The organism is Cohnella faecalis (assembly GCF_003570905.1).
In the GTDB taxonomy this organism is placed as follows: domain Bacteria; phylum Bacillota; class Bacilli; order Paenibacillales; family Paenibacillaceae; genus Cohnella; species Cohnella faecalis.
The window spans coordinates 312,538-324,913 of sequence record NZ_QXJM01000039.1 but is presented as its reverse complement, the minus strand read 5'-3'; the positions used below and the strand labels follow the sequence as shown (position 1 = coordinate 324,913).

Here is a 12,376-nt window from a genome sequence, read left to right as displayed (position 1 = left end):
GATATCCAACTGTCACTCCTCCTTCTACGCTTACGAGGTTAGCTGACGGATTCGGACGGCAAGAAGGCTCGCCCTACCTCCAAGACAAACGTCTCGGAAAGATTCACCCCATGCGAAGGCTGCTGACACCGTTCAGCCTGCGCGCTCGGTTCCCCCGTTTTCCCAAGTTCGGAAATTCAGCGATACGACGCGTATAATCAAGTACAGCGCGAATCACGAATTGAATCATACTCCTTCAAATTCCGCCTGTAAAACCGAAAATCGGCCGAAATAACGATGATTCCACCCTATCGCAGCTAATGGAAGCGATTACTTGACCATCGATCTTCCGTTATCCTCGCAAATTGCCGCCAATCAAACGATTTCATGATTTTTACAGTATTTTTCAATCTATCCTGCGATTTATAGACGAAGCGGAAGCCATATGCTACGATAAATGCAATAGCCGGAAGCACCGGTCAAATCTATTTTTGACTGGGCGAGGAGGCCGCAACGTGGATGAAAAATTAGATCTTATCCTCGAAATTGTCATCGGGCTTCGGTCCGATGTCGAGACGCTGAAAGCCGACATGGTTGAAGTGAAGGGCGATATCGCGGAATTGAAAGCCGATGTTGCGGAGCTAAAAGCGGATGTCGCGGAATTAAAAACGGACGTCGCCACGTTAAAGGCCGACATGGCCGAAGTGAAAGCCGATGTCGCAGAGCTAAAAGCCGATGTCGCGGAATTGAAAGCCGATGTTGCGGAGCTAAAAGCCGATGTCGCGGAATTGAAAGCCGATGTTGCGGAGCTAAAAGTCGATGTCGCGGAATTGAAAGCCGATGTTGCGGAATTACAAACGGACGTCGCCACGTTAAAGGCCGACATGGTCGGAGTAAAAGCGAATCTCTCCGCCTTGAATGCCGACGTCTCTGTATTAAAAACCGAAATGGCCGGGGTCAAATTCGAAATTTCCGGAATCAAGGTCGAAATTTCCGGGATCAAATCCGAAATGGATGATATGAAAACGACGATTGCTCGACTCGATGTCCGCATGGAAAGAATGTCCCTAACGCTGGAAAAGACTTTCGAGACAGCGGACAATCGAAGGAGAGCATCACTTATTTGCACGAAGGACATGGACGACACGAGCTTCTGCTCGACGAGATTGCCAAAAGCCTGTTGGAGCAAAGCGCCAGACACCGACTTGCCCATCCGTTCTAACAGCTTCCCGTTCAACGCAAAAACACGCCTCATACGGCCGATAAGGGCTCGCATGAGGCGTGTTTTTGTATAAGACGACTTACAGGTGGCTCGCGATTCTGGATTTCAAAGCTTCTTTGGATTGCAGACCGACCAATTTGTCGACCGGCTGACCGTCTTTGAAGAGGATCAGCGTCGGAATGCTCATAACGCCGAATTGGCTGGCGATTTCAGGCTCTTCGTCGACGTTGATTTTGCCGATGGTAGCTTGGCCTTTCAACTCCTCGGAAAGCTCTTCGACGATCGGAAGCTGCATTTTGCAAGGTCCGCACCACGGAGCCCAAAAATCCAAGAGGGATACGCCTTGAGCGACGGTTTCATTGAAGCTGTCTTTCGTTACGGCGACTGCCATGTTACATCTCTCCTATTCTCATTATGATCGAATGTAAGCCCTATGATGATCGGGTATCTCTAATCTACCCGCTCCACCCAGCAATCAAACTTGCTGCTTCGCCCTTACCCGCGACAGCATCTGCCCAATGGTAATTCCGTCGAAGTACAGTTCAAGCTGATGATCCGCCCCGCAAAAGACGGAATCCATCACCTCTCCCATGTTGGAGCTGACCACGCAATCCCCCTCGGGATTGCCGCTGCACCAGCTCGGGGCAAGAGAGCCAGCCGCCAATGCGCGATAGACATCGGCGAGCGTCAGCCGTTCCGGCGGCTTGCACAGCTTGTAGCCTCCGCCCGAGCCCTCGCGCGTATCGACGATGCCGTTCTTGCGAAGACAGCTCATCACCTTGCGCACTCGCGCCGGATTCGTACAGACATTCGCCGCGATTTCTTCGCTGGAAGCCATTCCTTCAGGGTGGTGGGCCAGAAGCACAAGGCTGTGGACCGCTATAACGAATTCACTGTTCATGTGCGGCGCCTCCCCGGTGATTACTGTAATACTATCAGTTACAGTTAAAAATGTCAAGGGTGTGCCCACCGTATTATTTCGCTTACGGCAGCGGTTTATCCGGCAATGCCGTTAGAAATCGACGCGATCCGGATCCGCCCCGAACCTTCGATCTTCATTAAGGCCATCGATCCGAACGATATCCTCGGGAGCGAGCTCGAAATCGTACAAATCGGCATTTTCCTCAATACGTTCCTTGCGAACCGACTTCGGAATCGTTACGACCCCCTGCTGCAAATGCCACCTCAGCACGATTTGAGCCGGCGTTTTGCCGTATTTGGACGCAAGCTCGCGAATGAGAGGGATATCCAGCCTTCCTTGCATGAGAGGCCGCCAGGACTCAAGCTGTATGCCTTCCTTTCGGCAAAACATAAGCAGCTTCTTCGAGGTCAGCAGAGGATGAAACTCCACCTGATTAACCATCGGCTTGATCCGGCAGGAGCCCATCAAATCCTCCAGATGATGAATCAGAAAGTTGCTGACGCCGATAGCTCGAACTTTGCCTTGCTCGTACAAATGCTCGATCGCTTTATAAGTTTCCAAATACTTGCCCGCAACCGGCCAATGAACCAAGTACAAGTCGACATAATCCATTTGCAGCCGTTCAAGGCTGTTTCGAAAAGCATTCAAAGTATTATCGTAGCCTTGTTCGTTGTTCCACACCTTGGTCGTGACGAAAATTTCCTCTCGCGCAATACCCGACTCTCTTATCGCACGCCCGACTCCGCCCTCGTTCTCGTACAGCGAAGCCGTGTCGATACTCCGATAGCCTGCATTCAGCGCGGCCGTTACCGCTTCCTCGGTTTGCTCGCCTTCCGGAGTGCGCCATACCCCGAGCCCCAATCGGGGCATCAGAACTCCATTCAGCAATTCTACCGTCGATCCGATCGATAATGCCATGTTCGCTCAGCCTCCTTTGCCAGCTTTCGTCCCGTTCGTTATTGCATCATTTTACCACTGCCGTTCCGATCGCGCACATTGTACGACGGCCGCTTGTCTGCCATACTGTGAAGGATGAGTGCTACCGACAATAGAGAGGTGAAGCGGATGAAAATCGATCTGTATTCCGACATGGTTTGTCCATGGTGCCGGATCGGCAAAAGCAATTTGTACGACGCGTTAGCGCAGTGGGAAGCGGCAACCGGAGAGACGATCCCCGTTACGTATCACGCTTATCAGCTCGACCCAAGCTTACCTCCTGAGGGCAAGCCGTTCAAGAGCCACATGGGACAAAAATTCGGCGGCGAAGACAAGATCGCTCCCATGCTTGCCCGAGTAACGGAGGCAGGTGCGGCGGTCGGCGTTACTTTCCGGTTCGACAACGTAACTCGCATGCCGAATACCGTGCTCGCCCACCGACTGACGGTCATCGTGCCGGAAGACCTCCGGGCCGAATGGGTAGAAGCGGTCATGAAAGCTTATTTCGAGGATGGACTCGATATCGCTTCGTTGGACGTGCTTCTAGCTATCGGCAATGAAATCGACGGAGCGGACACGACCGACTGGGTTCGGCGCTTGGAATCCGGAGAAGGCAATGAAGAAATAAACCGCGATTTCGAGATGGCGCGCGGCATGGGCATTACCGGAGTTCCCTTCTTTGTCGTCAACGGAAAGTTCGCCTTGTCCGGAGCTTATCCGGCTTCCCAGTTTCTGGCCGCTTTCCGAAAAATCGCTCAGGAAACGGGAGCCTGAATCCCGGCTTAAATCTCATTCATTTCCGCCGTTACGAGGCGAAGCGCCTCCAAGAAGACATCTAACGTGCGAGTGCGCAGATCGCCTACCCGGATGAGAATGTGGAAGTTGCGCCGAACAGGCAACCCCGCGACATCCAGCAGCTTAAGCGTTCCCAATCCAAGCTCCTTGCGCAAGCATAGATTGGACTGGAGCGTGAGCCCCAAGCCCGCTTCAACCGTTTCCTTGATCGACTGGGTGCTGCCCATCTCCATTAACCGCTTGGATGAATGCCGAATTCGGCGAACATCCCCTCGGTTGCCGCACGCGTGCCGGAGCCGATTTCCCTCACGAGCCACGTCTGCTCGGACAGCCGTTCCGGCGCGACGCTCGCGGTATTCGCCAGCGGATGACCGGCTCCGACCGCGATGTACATGGCATCCTCCGATAACCGGCTCCGGCACGCGTGCGGCAACCGAGGGATGTTCGCCGAATTCGGCATTCATCCCAAGCGGTTAATGGAGATGGGCAGCACCCAGTCGATCAAGGAAACGGTTGAAGCGGGCTTGGGGCTCACGCTCCAGTCCAATCTATGCTTGCGCAAGGAGCTTGGATTGGGAACGCTTAAGCTGCTGGATGTCGCGGGGTTGCCTGTTCGGCGCAACTTCCACATTCTCATCCGGGTAGGCGATCTGCGCACTCGCACGTTAGATGTCTTCTTGGAGGCGCTTCGCCTCGTAACGGCGGAAATGAATGAGATTTAAGCCGGGATTCAGGCTCCCGTTTCCTGAGCGATTTTTCGGAAAGCGGCCAGAAACTGGGAAGCCGGATAAGCTCCGGACAAGGCGAACTTTCCGTTGACGACAAAGAAGGGAACTCCGGTAATGCCCATGCCGCGCGCCATCTCGAAATCGCGGTTTATTTCTTCATTGCCTTCTCCGGATTCCAAGCGCCGAACCCAGTCGGTCGTGTCCGCTCCGTCGATTTCATTGCCGATAGCTAGAAGCACGTCCAACGAAGCGATATCGAGTCCATCCTCGAAATAAGCTTTCATGACCGCTTCTACCCATTCGGCCCGGAGGTCTTCCGGCACGATGACCGTCAGTCGGTGGGCGAGCACGGTATTCGGCATGCGAGTTACGTTGTCGAACCGGAAAGTAACGCCGACCGCCGCACCTGCCTCCGTTACTCGGGCAAGCATGGGAGCGATCTTGTCTTCGCCGCCGAATTTTTGTCCCATGTGGCTCTTGAACGGCTTGCCCTCAGGAGGTAAGCTTGGGTCGAGCTGATAAGCGTGATACGTAACGGGGATCGTCTCTCCGGTTGCCGCTTCCCACTGCGCTAACGCGTCGTACAAATTGCTTTTGCCGATCCGGCACCATGGACAAACCATGTCGGAATACAGATCGATTTTCATCCGCTTCACCTCTCTATTGTCGGTAGCACTCATCCTTCACAGTATGGCAGACAAGCGGCCGTCGTACAATGTGCGCGATCGGAACGGCAGTGGTAAAATGATGCAATAACGAACGGGACGAAAGCTGGCAAAGGAGGCTGAGCGAACATGGCATTATCGATCGGATCGACGGTAGAATTGCTGAATGGAGTTCTGATGCCCCGATTGGGCTCGGGGTATGGCGCACTCCGGAAGGCGAGCAAACCGAGGAAGCGGTAACGGCCGCGCTGAATGCAGGCTATCGGAGTATCGACACGGCTTCGCTGTACGAGAACGAGGGCGGAGTCGGGCGTGCGATAAGAGAGTCGGGTATTGCGCGAGAGGAAATTTTCGTCACGACCAAGGTGTGGAACAACGAACAAGGCTACGATAATACTTTGAATGCTTTTCGAAACAGCCTTGAACGGCTGCAAATGGATTATGTCGACTTGTACTTGGTTCATTGGCCGGTTGCGGGCAAGTATTTGGAAACTTATAAAGCGATCGAGCATTTGTACGAGCAAGGCAAAGTTCGAGCTATCGGCGTCAGCAACTTTCTGATTCATCATCTGGAGGATTTGATGGGCTCCTGCCGGATCAAGCCGATGGTTAATCAGGTGGAGTTTCATCCTCTGCTGACCTCGAAGAAGCTGCTTATGTTTTGCCGAAAGGAAGGCATACAGCTTGAGTCCTGGCGGCCTCTCATGCAAGGAAGGCTGGATATCCCTCTCATTCGCGAGCTTGCGTCCAAATACGGCAAAACGCCGGCTCAAATCGTGCTGAGGTGGCATTTGCAGCAGGGGGTCGTAACGATTCCGAAGTCGGTTCGCAAGGAACGTATTGAGGAAAATGCCGATTTGTACGATTTCGAGCTCGCTCCCGAGGATATCGTTCGGATCGATGGCCTTAATGAAGATCGAAGGTTCGGGGCGGATCCGGATCGCGTCGATTTCTAACGGCATTGCCGGATAAACCGCTGCCGTAAGCGAAATAATACGGTGGGCACACCCTTGACATTTTTAACTGTAACTGATAGTATTACAGTAATCACCGGGGAGGCGCCGCACATGAACAGTGAATTCGTTATAGCGGTCCACAGCCTTGTGCTTCTGGCCCACCACCCTGAAGGAATGGCTTCCAGCGAAGAAATCGCGGCGAATGTCTGTACGAATCCGGCGCGAGTGCGCAAGGTGATGAGCTGTCTTCGCAAGAACGGCATCGTCGATACGCGCGAGGGCTCGGGCGGAGGCTACAAGCTGTGCAAGCCGCCGGAACGGCTGACGCTCGCCGATGTCTATCGCGCATTGGCGGCTGGCTCTCTTGCCCCGAGCTGGTGCAGCGGCAATCCCGAGGGGGATTGCGTGGTCAGCTCCAACATGGGAGAGGTGATGGATTCCGTCTTTTGCGGGGCGGATCATCAGCTTGAACTGTACTTCGACGGAATTACCATTGGGCAGATGCTGTCGCGGGTAAGGGCGAAGCAGCAAGTTTGATTGCTGGGTGGAGCGGGTAGATTAGAGATACCCGATCATCATAGGGCTTACATTCGATCATAATGAGAATAGGAGAGATGTAACATGGCAGTCGCCGTAACGAAAGACAGCTTCAATGAAACCGTCGCTCAAGGCGTATCCCTCTTGGATTTTTGGGCTCCGTGGTGCGGACCTTGCAAAATGCAGCTTCCGATCGTCGAAGAGCTTTCCGAGGAGTTGAAAGGCCAAGCTACCATCGGCAAAATCAACGTCGACGAAGAGCCTGAAATCGCCAGCCAATTCGGCGTTATGAGCATTCCGACGCTGATCCTCTTCAAAGACGGTCAGCCGGTCGACAAATTGGTCGGTCTGCAATCCAAAGAAGCTTTGAAATCCAGAATCGCGAGCCACCTGTAAGTCGTCTTATACAAAAACACGCCTCATGCGAGCCCTTATCGGCCGTATGAGGCGTGTTTTTGCGTTGAACGGGAAGCTGTTAGAACGGATGGGCAAGTCGGTGTCTGGCGCTTTGCTCCAACAGGCTTTTGGCAATCTCGTCGAGCAGAAGCTCGTGTCGTCCATGTCCTTCGTGCAAATAAGTGATGCTCTCCTTCGATTGTCCCGCTGTCTCGAAAGTCTTTTCCAGCGTTAGGGACATTCTTTCCATGCGGACATCGAGTCGAGCAATCGTCGTTTTCATATCATCCATTTCGGATTTGATCCCGGAAATTTCGACCTTGATTCCGGAAATTTCGAATTTGACCCCGGCCATTTCGGTTTTTAATACAGAGACGTCGGCATTCAAGGCGGAGAGATTCGCTTTTACTCCGACCATGTCGGCCTTTAACGTGGCGACGTCCGTTTGTAATTCCGCAACATCGGCTTTCAATTCCGCGACATCGACTTTTAGCTCCGCAACATCGGCTTTCAATTCCGCGACATCGGCTTTTAGCTCCGCAACATCGGCTTTCAATTCCGCGACATCGGCTTTTAGCTCTGCGACATCGGCTTTCACTTCGGCCATGTCGGCCTTTAACGTGGCGACGTCCGTTTTTAATTCCGCGACATCCGCTTTTAGCTCCGCAACATCGGCTTTCAATTCCGCGATATCGCCCTTCACTTCAACCATGTCGGCTTTCAGCGTCTCGACATCGGACCGAAGCCCGATGACAATTTCGAGGATAAGATCTAATTTTTCATCCACGTTGCGGCCTCCTCGCCCAGTCAAAAATAGATTTGACCGGTGCTTCCGGCTATTGCATTTATCGTAGCATATGGCTTCCGCTTCGTCTATAAATCGCAGGATAGATTGAAAAATACTGTAAAAATCATGAAATCGTTTGATTGGCGGCAATTTGCGAGGATAACGGAAGATCGATGGTCAAGTAATCGCTTCCATTAGCTGCGATAGGGTGGAATCATCGTTATTTCGGCCGATTTTCGGTTTTACAGGCGGAATTTGAAGGAGTATGATTCAATTCGTGATTCGCGCTGTACTTGATTATACGCGTCGTATCGCTGAATTTCCGAACTTGGGAAAACGGGGGAACCGAGCGCGCAGGCTGAACGGTGTCAGCAGCCTTCGCATGGGGTGAATCTTTCCGAGACGTTTGTCTTGGAGGTAGGGCGAGCCTTCTTGCCGTCCGAATCCGTCAGCTAACCTCGTAAGCGTTAGAAGGAGGAGTGACAGTTGGATATCTTGTGTTGAACCTGCAGGATCCCTGTTTCTGCGGAATTTTTGTCTTGGCGTAGAAATAATACTCAGACAATCCGAAACGGGAGAGAAACAACGACATGGTCAGCAGGCTTCAACGGTTTCTGATCGGCAAGCCGATGAAATCGACCCACCCTCGAAGACGAGAAGCTCCCAAGCTTAAGGCGCTTGCCGTCCTCTCGTCCGATGCGCTTTCGTCCGTCGCATAGGGACGGAACAAATTTTGGTCGTGCTCATTACGCTAGGCTTTCGCTTTGCATATGGTTTTTCCATTCCGATCTCCATCGGGTGCTCGACTACTGCTAATCCTCATTCTGCTCCTAACCGCAAACCGATTTTTTCGCTACCCTTTCCGGCGGCGGGGCTATATTGTGGCCAAGGACAATCTGGGCACGCGCATCGGGGCTTTGTGGCGGGCGGCTGCCTCTTGTCGACTACATTCTTACGGTTGCGGTAAGCTCCTCGGCGGGACGGATTGCGATTACCTCTGCATTTCCTTCCCTGCACGATTATCGGGTGCCCATTGCTCTGATTGTCATTGCGCTGCTTACGATTTTGAATTTGCGGGGGACAACGGAGTCCGCGTCCGTCCTTGCGTATCCCGTCTATTTGTTCGTCGCGGCCGTCTTCGTGTTGATGTCGCCGGGGGCGTCAATTGATGGGTCGAACGGAGTCATGCCCAGCATCCCCGAATGGGAAGCGCCGGCTCCAACAAACATTAGCTTGTTTATTTTGCTCAAGGCGGTTCAGCTTCGGGGCTGCTCGGCGCTTACCGAGTCGAGGCCGTGTCCAACGCAATCCCGAACTTCAAGAAGCCGGCGGAAAAAAACGCGGCGATTGACATTGGTCATGATGGGATCATACCTATGGCGTCAATGTTCCTCGGCATCAGCTTGCTTGCTTACGGCTTCGGCATTGCCCCGGAACGAAAAGGAACCGGTCCGTTTCCCAAATGCGAAACGCGAGTCGGGCGCGGCGTTATCTTTACGCGTTTCCAGGCCGTGACGGCGCTCATCTGTTCTTGGCCGCGACACTGCCTACTCGGCCTTTCCGCTGCTAGGCGTTCATGCTGGCCAAAGATAGTTAATGCCGCATATGTTCAAGGTGCGGGGAGAACCCGGCTCGGCTTTTGAACCGGCATTATTTGCTGGGCGTATTGGTCTGCGCTGCTCATCACTTTTGGTTTCACGGGGACACGGAGAATCTTATTTCCGTCTACGCGGTAGGGTGTTTCATCCAAGTTCCACTCCTCTCTCAGCCTCGGCATGATGATTCGTTGGTTGAAGGTGAAGCGCCGGCAGGCTGGCCCCGTCAAGCTGGCGATCAACACGATCGGCAACATGCTGACTACGCTTACCCAATTCACGCTCATTTTTATTTTTACCAAGTTCAGTCAAAGTGTGGATGGTATTCGTTTTCGCCTTTCCGATCGTCATCTCTCGGGTTTTTCCGTAATCAAAGGGCATTACAATGAACATCGCCGATCAGTTGCGGAATCGGATATATGACGAAGAAAAGCCGCATATCAAGGGGAAGCACTATCGTCTTGGTCCGCCGGCATTACGAGGGTCGTTCTTTCATTCGATAAGTCGCGAAGTCATTGACCGAACAACGTGCTGCGGTTTACGGTCGGCTTTCGATGAAGAAGAATCCGGCGTATGAGGAAAAGTGGGTGCAATGGAACCCCGGCGTCCCGGCTTATTGTGGCTGCCCCCGGGGGGGGGGGGTTTTTCCCGGTACCGAAGCGTCATGAGGCCTCTGATCAAGTTTCATCGATACAGTCGAGTGGAAGACGGCGGAGACGGATCAACATCACGATACTCATCCCGCAATTCATTACCAAGCATTGGTGGCAACAATCTTCTCCACAACCAGACGAGTCTGCTCATTCGGGCTTACTTGTACAATCAGAAGGATATCGTCATCGCGACGGTGCGTTTCATCTGAACAGGTAATCGTTAACGACAGCTAAAAAGCGTCAGCTTCCCCATAAAGAGGCTTCGCTTTTTTTTGCAGCTGCTTAGAATGGTCCATTGGCCGTGCACGATGCGATACCAGCTTCCATCGCTGCCGCTCGGCACGAAATACAGCGACAAGGCTTTTCCATCCAGTGCCGGCGTTCTTGTCGGTTCCGGATAATGGTAGCTCGACGAAGGAGGCTTCGGGTAGACTCCAAAATATTTTGGAGGGCGTATTTCCCGTTCCGGGGAGCAGCTTTCCTGCGCTTACGTTCGCCGCATCGGCAAAATCTGGTCGTACACGAATTTTTCGAAGTAATCGCGAAAGTCAGTCGGATCGGATCTCCCGCTGCCGTCGGCGCTTCCCCATTCGTATGTTGTTCGCGTCCTGAAGGAAGGGAGCTCGGCGGCTTTGAATACAGATCCTTGTCGACGTCGGATGTGAGAGTAGGGGGAAAATTGCAGTCACCCGATCCGGATGATCCATGAAGCGGACTTTTCAATCGCGGTATCGCAAATTATCAACGACATCCTTCGGCGCGGCCTTCAGCGTGGACTCCGCATCCGCGGGTTCGGATTGCAGGCGGGGCGGTACATCGACGGTTTCGACGCGCAGGCGAAGCGGACGTGCCGCCGACGGTTGCGGTATCGACGGGGGGTTTGTTGCTGACGCGGGATCCGTAATCTGGCTGGCAATGCGTCATCGGCGGGCGCTAACGCCGCTTCCGCCCCAAAGTAAGCGCGAGAAAGGGCCGGCGGTAAGCAACGGTGGACAATCTGCGCATGCATTCACTTCCTCCTTGCGGTTCCTGAGTATATGCTTTAGACGCAAAAAAGAACGATAGGTTACGGTCGAAAGGCGGTTGAAAATATTTTGCCCGACGTCCTCCTAGCTGCCTGAATGCTCGATTTTCAACGTTTTGGCTTACCGCGGCCTTCTCCCGCGCTTCTTGGCCCCCCGCGATGCGGCGGTAGCGCCCGCGATGACGATGCCAAGCAGAATTACGGGATCCGCGTCACACTCCCCGTCGATACCGCAACGCGTCGGCGGGCACGTCCCGCTTCGCTGCGCGTCCGAAACGGTCGATAACCGCCCCGCCTGAATCCAACCCGCGGATGCGGGAGTAAGCTGAAGGCCGCGCGAAGGACTGTCGTTGATAATTTGCGAGACCGCGCATTTGAAAAGTCTCGCTTCATGGATCGATCCGGAATTCGGGGACTGCAATTTTCCCCCTACTCTCAACATCGACGTCGACAAGGAATCTCGTATTCAAAGCCGCGCGGAGCTCTTCCTTCAAGGACGCGACAACATACGAATGGGGAGAAGCGCGCGACGGCAGCGGAGATCCGATCCGACTGACTTTTCGGCGAATTACTTCGAAAAATTCGTGTACGACCAGGATTTTGCCGATGCGCCGCACGTAAAGCGCAGGAAAGGCTGTCTCGAACGGGAAATACGGGCCCTCCAATATTTGGCGGTCACCGAAAGCCTCCTCGTCGAGTACATTATCCGGTAAACGCAAGAACGGCGGCATGGGATTGGAAAAGCCTTGTCGTTGTATTCGTGCCGAGCGGGCAGCCGCATTGGAAGCTGGTATCGATCGTGCACGGCCAATGGGGACCATCTAAGCGCTTGCAAAAAAAAGCGAAGCCGTCCTTAGGGGAGCTTCGCTTTTTTAGCTGTCGTTAACGAGTTACCTGTTCAGATGAAACGGCACCGTGCGATGACGACTAATCCTTCTGAATTGTACAAGTAAGCCCGAATGAGCAAGACTCGTCTGGTTGTGGAGAAGATTTTGCCACGCAATGCTTGGTAATGAATTGCGGATGAGTATCGTGATGTGATCCGTCTCGCCGTCTTCCCACTGCGACTGTATCGATTGAAACCTTGATCAGAGGCCTCATGAGCTTCGGTACCGGGAACCGCAGCACATAAGCCGGACGCCCGGGTTTCCATTGTGCTCTCCCACTTTTCTCCATACGCG

At 53.4% G+C, this 12,376-nt stretch carries 16 protein-coding genes, 1 pseudogene and 2 riboswitches; of the genes and pseudogenes, 8 read left to right on the top strand and 9 right to left on the bottom strand.

The annotated features are described in order from the left end of the window. Nucleotides 1-12: 12 nt before the first annotated feature. Nucleotides 13-192: riboswitch (cyclic di-AMP (ydaO/yuaA leader) on the bottom strand. A gap of 302 nt (nucleotides 193-494) precedes the next feature. Beyond that, nucleotides 495-1,274 carry a hypothetical protein gene (locus D3H35_RS14440; RefSeq protein WP_199728524.1) on the top strand — a complete coding sequence of 260 codons (780 nt, stop codon included), beginning with the start codon at nucleotides 495-497 and terminating at the stop codon, nucleotides 1,272-1,274. A 6-nt stretch (nucleotides 1,275-1,280) separates the two neighbouring features. On the opposite strand, the gene trxA (D3H35_RS14435) is transcribed toward D3H35_RS14440, so the two are convergent. From trxA (D3H35_RS14435) to D3H35_RS14425, 3 genes are all read right to left on the bottom strand, one after another. Beyond that, nucleotides 1,281-1,592, bottom strand: a complete 312-nt coding sequence (trxA, locus tag D3H35_RS14435; RefSeq protein ID WP_119150001.1) for a thioredoxin — start codon at nucleotides 1,590-1,592, stop codon at nucleotides 1,281-1,283. Between the two features lie 84 nt (nucleotides 1,593-1,676). After that, complete coding sequence (locus D3H35_RS14430; protein WP_119150002.1) at nucleotides 1,677-2,102, bottom strand: RrF2 family transcriptional regulator; 426 nt, start codon at nucleotides 2,100-2,102, stop codon at nucleotides 1,677-1,679. Between the two features lie 111 nt (nucleotides 2,103-2,213). Further along, nucleotides 2,214-3,041 carry an aldo/keto reductase gene (locus D3H35_RS14425; RefSeq protein WP_119149996.1) on the bottom strand — a complete coding sequence of 276 codons (828 nt, stop codon included), beginning with the start codon at nucleotides 3,039-3,041 and terminating at the stop codon, nucleotides 2,214-2,216. A gap of 147 nt (nucleotides 3,042-3,188) precedes the next feature. Here D3H35_RS14425 and D3H35_RS14420 point away from each other — a divergent pair, with 147 nt between their 5' ends. After that, nucleotides 3,189-3,833, top strand: a complete 645-nt coding sequence (locus D3H35_RS14420; protein ID WP_119149995.1) for a DsbA family oxidoreductase — start codon at nucleotides 3,189-3,191, stop codon at nucleotides 3,831-3,833. Between the two features lie 8 nt (nucleotides 3,834-3,841). On the opposite strand, the gene D3H35_RS34165 is transcribed toward D3H35_RS14420, so the two are convergent. After that, the gene (locus tag D3H35_RS34165; RefSeq protein ID WP_158594117.1) at nucleotides 3,842-4,081 is read right to left on the bottom strand and encodes a LysR substrate-binding domain-containing protein; all 240 of its coding nucleotides are present in this window, start codon (nucleotides 4,079-4,081) and stop codon (nucleotides 3,842-3,844) included. Nucleotides 4,082-4,086: 5 nt separating this feature from the next. Further along, complete coding sequence (locus D3H35_RS34160; protein ID WP_158594116.1) at nucleotides 4,087-4,248, bottom strand: LysR substrate-binding domain-containing protein; 162 nt, start codon at nucleotides 4,246-4,248, stop codon at nucleotides 4,087-4,089. Between D3H35_RS34160 and D3H35_RS14405 the strand changes: the two genes are divergently transcribed. After that, nucleotides 4,241-4,576 carry a LysR substrate-binding domain-containing protein gene (locus tag D3H35_RS14405; RefSeq protein WP_119150004.1) on the top strand — a complete coding sequence of 112 codons (336 nt, stop codon included), beginning with the start codon at nucleotides 4,241-4,243 and terminating at the stop codon, nucleotides 4,574-4,576. The genes D3H35_RS34160 and D3H35_RS14405 overlap by 8 nt on opposite strands. 8 nt (nucleotides 4,577-4,584) lie before the next feature. Here D3H35_RS14405 and D3H35_RS14400 read toward each other — a convergent pair whose 3' ends face one another. Beyond that, on the bottom strand, nucleotides 4,585-5,229 hold the full coding sequence (locus D3H35_RS14400) for a DsbA family oxidoreductase (RefSeq protein ID WP_119149995.1): 645 nt from the start codon (nucleotides 5,227-5,229) through the stop codon (nucleotides 4,585-4,587). Between the two features lie 147 nt (nucleotides 5,230-5,376). Between D3H35_RS14400 and D3H35_RS14395 the strand changes: the two are divergent. The 3 genes and pseudogenes from D3H35_RS14395 to trxA (D3H35_RS14385) all read left to right on the top strand — a co-directional run bounded on the left by D3H35_RS14395 (nucleotide 5,377) and on the right by trxA (D3H35_RS14385) (nucleotide 7,136). Continuing rightward, nucleotides 5,377-6,203, top strand: a pseudogene (locus D3H35_RS14395) (aldo/keto reductase). Between the two features lie 111 nt (nucleotides 6,204-6,314). Further along, nucleotides 6,315-6,740 carry an RrF2 family transcriptional regulator gene (locus D3H35_RS14390; RefSeq protein WP_119150002.1) on the top strand — a complete coding sequence of 142 codons (426 nt, stop codon included), beginning with the start codon at nucleotides 6,315-6,317 and terminating at the stop codon, nucleotides 6,738-6,740. Between the two features lie 84 nt (nucleotides 6,741-6,824). Beyond that, nucleotides 6,825-7,136, top strand: coding sequence for a thioredoxin (gene trxA / locus D3H35_RS14385; protein WP_119150001.1), 312 nt, complete (start codon nucleotides 6,825-6,827; stop codon nucleotides 7,134-7,136). Between the two features lie 79 nt (nucleotides 7,137-7,215). Here the strand turns inward: trxA (D3H35_RS14385) and D3H35_RS14380 are convergent, their stop codons facing one another. Continuing rightward, nucleotides 7,216-7,923: a hypothetical protein gene (locus D3H35_RS14380; RefSeq protein WP_199728523.1), complete on the bottom strand. Its 708-nt coding sequence runs from the start codon at nucleotides 7,921-7,923 to the stop codon at nucleotides 7,216-7,218. 302 nt (nucleotides 7,924-8,225) lie between these two features. Beyond that, a riboswitch (cyclic di-AMP (ydaO/yuaA leader) is annotated at nucleotides 8,226-8,405 on the top strand. Between the two features lie 108 nt (nucleotides 8,406-8,513). On the opposite strand from D3H35_RS14380, the gene D3H35_RS33560 reads away from it, so the two are divergent. Beyond that, nucleotides 8,514-8,642: a hypothetical protein gene (locus tag D3H35_RS33560; RefSeq protein ID WP_267901394.1), complete on the top strand. Its 129-nt coding sequence runs from the start codon at nucleotides 8,514-8,516 to the stop codon at nucleotides 8,640-8,642. A 396-nt stretch (nucleotides 8,643-9,038) separates the two neighbouring features. On the opposite strand, the gene D3H35_RS33555 is transcribed toward D3H35_RS33560, so the two are convergent. Together D3H35_RS33555 and D3H35_RS32445 are read right to left on the bottom strand one after the other, a co-directional pair. Further along, nucleotides 9,039-9,173 carry a hypothetical protein gene (locus D3H35_RS33555; RefSeq protein ID WP_267901393.1) on the bottom strand — a complete coding sequence of 45 codons (135 nt, stop codon included), beginning with the start codon at nucleotides 9,171-9,173 and terminating at the stop codon, nucleotides 9,039-9,041. Nucleotides 9,174-9,665: 492 nt separating this feature from the next. After that, the gene (locus tag D3H35_RS32445) at nucleotides 9,666-9,899 is read right to left on the bottom strand and encodes a hypothetical protein (protein WP_233567937.1); all 234 of its coding nucleotides are present in this window, start codon (nucleotides 9,897-9,899) and stop codon (nucleotides 9,666-9,668) included. Nucleotides 9,900-11,545: 1,646 nt separating this feature from the next. Between D3H35_RS32445 and D3H35_RS14370 the strand changes: the two genes are divergently transcribed. Then, entirely contained in the window at nucleotides 11,546-11,908 is a 363-nt protein-coding gene (locus tag D3H35_RS14370; RefSeq protein WP_119149999.1) for a hypothetical protein, read from the top strand. The last annotated feature ends 468 nt before the right edge of the window (nucleotides 11,909-12,376 follow it).

Coding starts and splice junctions, on each gene's coding strand:
- trxA (WP_119150001.1), bottom strand. CDS start 1,592: ATGGCAGTCGCCGTAACGAAAGACAGCTTCAATGAAACCGTCGCTCAA.
- D3H35_RS32445 (WP_233567937.1), bottom strand. CDS start 9,899: ATGCCCTTTGATTACGGAAAAACCCGAGAGATGACGATCGGAAAGGCG.
- D3H35_RS33560 (WP_267901394.1), top strand. CDS start 8,514: ATGGTCAGCAGGCTTCAACGGTTTCTGATCGGCAAGCCGATGAAATCG.
- D3H35_RS14390 (WP_119150002.1), top strand. CDS start 6,315: ATGAACAGTGAATTCGTTATAGCGGTCCACAGCCTTGTGCTTCTGGCC.
- trxA (WP_119150001.1), top strand. CDS start 6,825: ATGGCAGTCGCCGTAACGAAAGACAGCTTCAATGAAACCGTCGCTCAA.
- D3H35_RS14420 (WP_119149995.1), top strand. CDS start 3,189: ATGAAAATCGATCTGTATTCCGACATGGTTTGTCCATGGTGCCGGATC.
- D3H35_RS14425 (WP_119149996.1), bottom strand. CDS start 3,041: ATGGCATTATCGATCGGATCGACGGTAGAATTGCTGAATGGAGTTCTG.
- D3H35_RS14405 (WP_119150004.1), top strand. CDS start 4,241: ATGTACATGGCATCCTCCGATAACCGGCTCCGGCACGCGTGCGGCAAC.
- D3H35_RS34160 (WP_158594116.1), bottom strand. CDS start 4,248: ATGTACATCGCGGTCGGAGCCGGTCATCCGCTGGCGAATACCGCGAGC.
- D3H35_RS34165 (WP_158594117.1), bottom strand. CDS start 4,081: ATGGGCAGCACCCAGTCGATCAAGGAAACGGTTGAAGCGGGCTTGGGG.
- D3H35_RS14400 (WP_119149995.1), bottom strand. CDS start 5,229: ATGAAAATCGATCTGTATTCCGACATGGTTTGTCCATGGTGCCGGATC.
- D3H35_RS14430 (WP_119150002.1), bottom strand. CDS start 2,102: ATGAACAGTGAATTCGTTATAGCGGTCCACAGCCTTGTGCTTCTGGCC.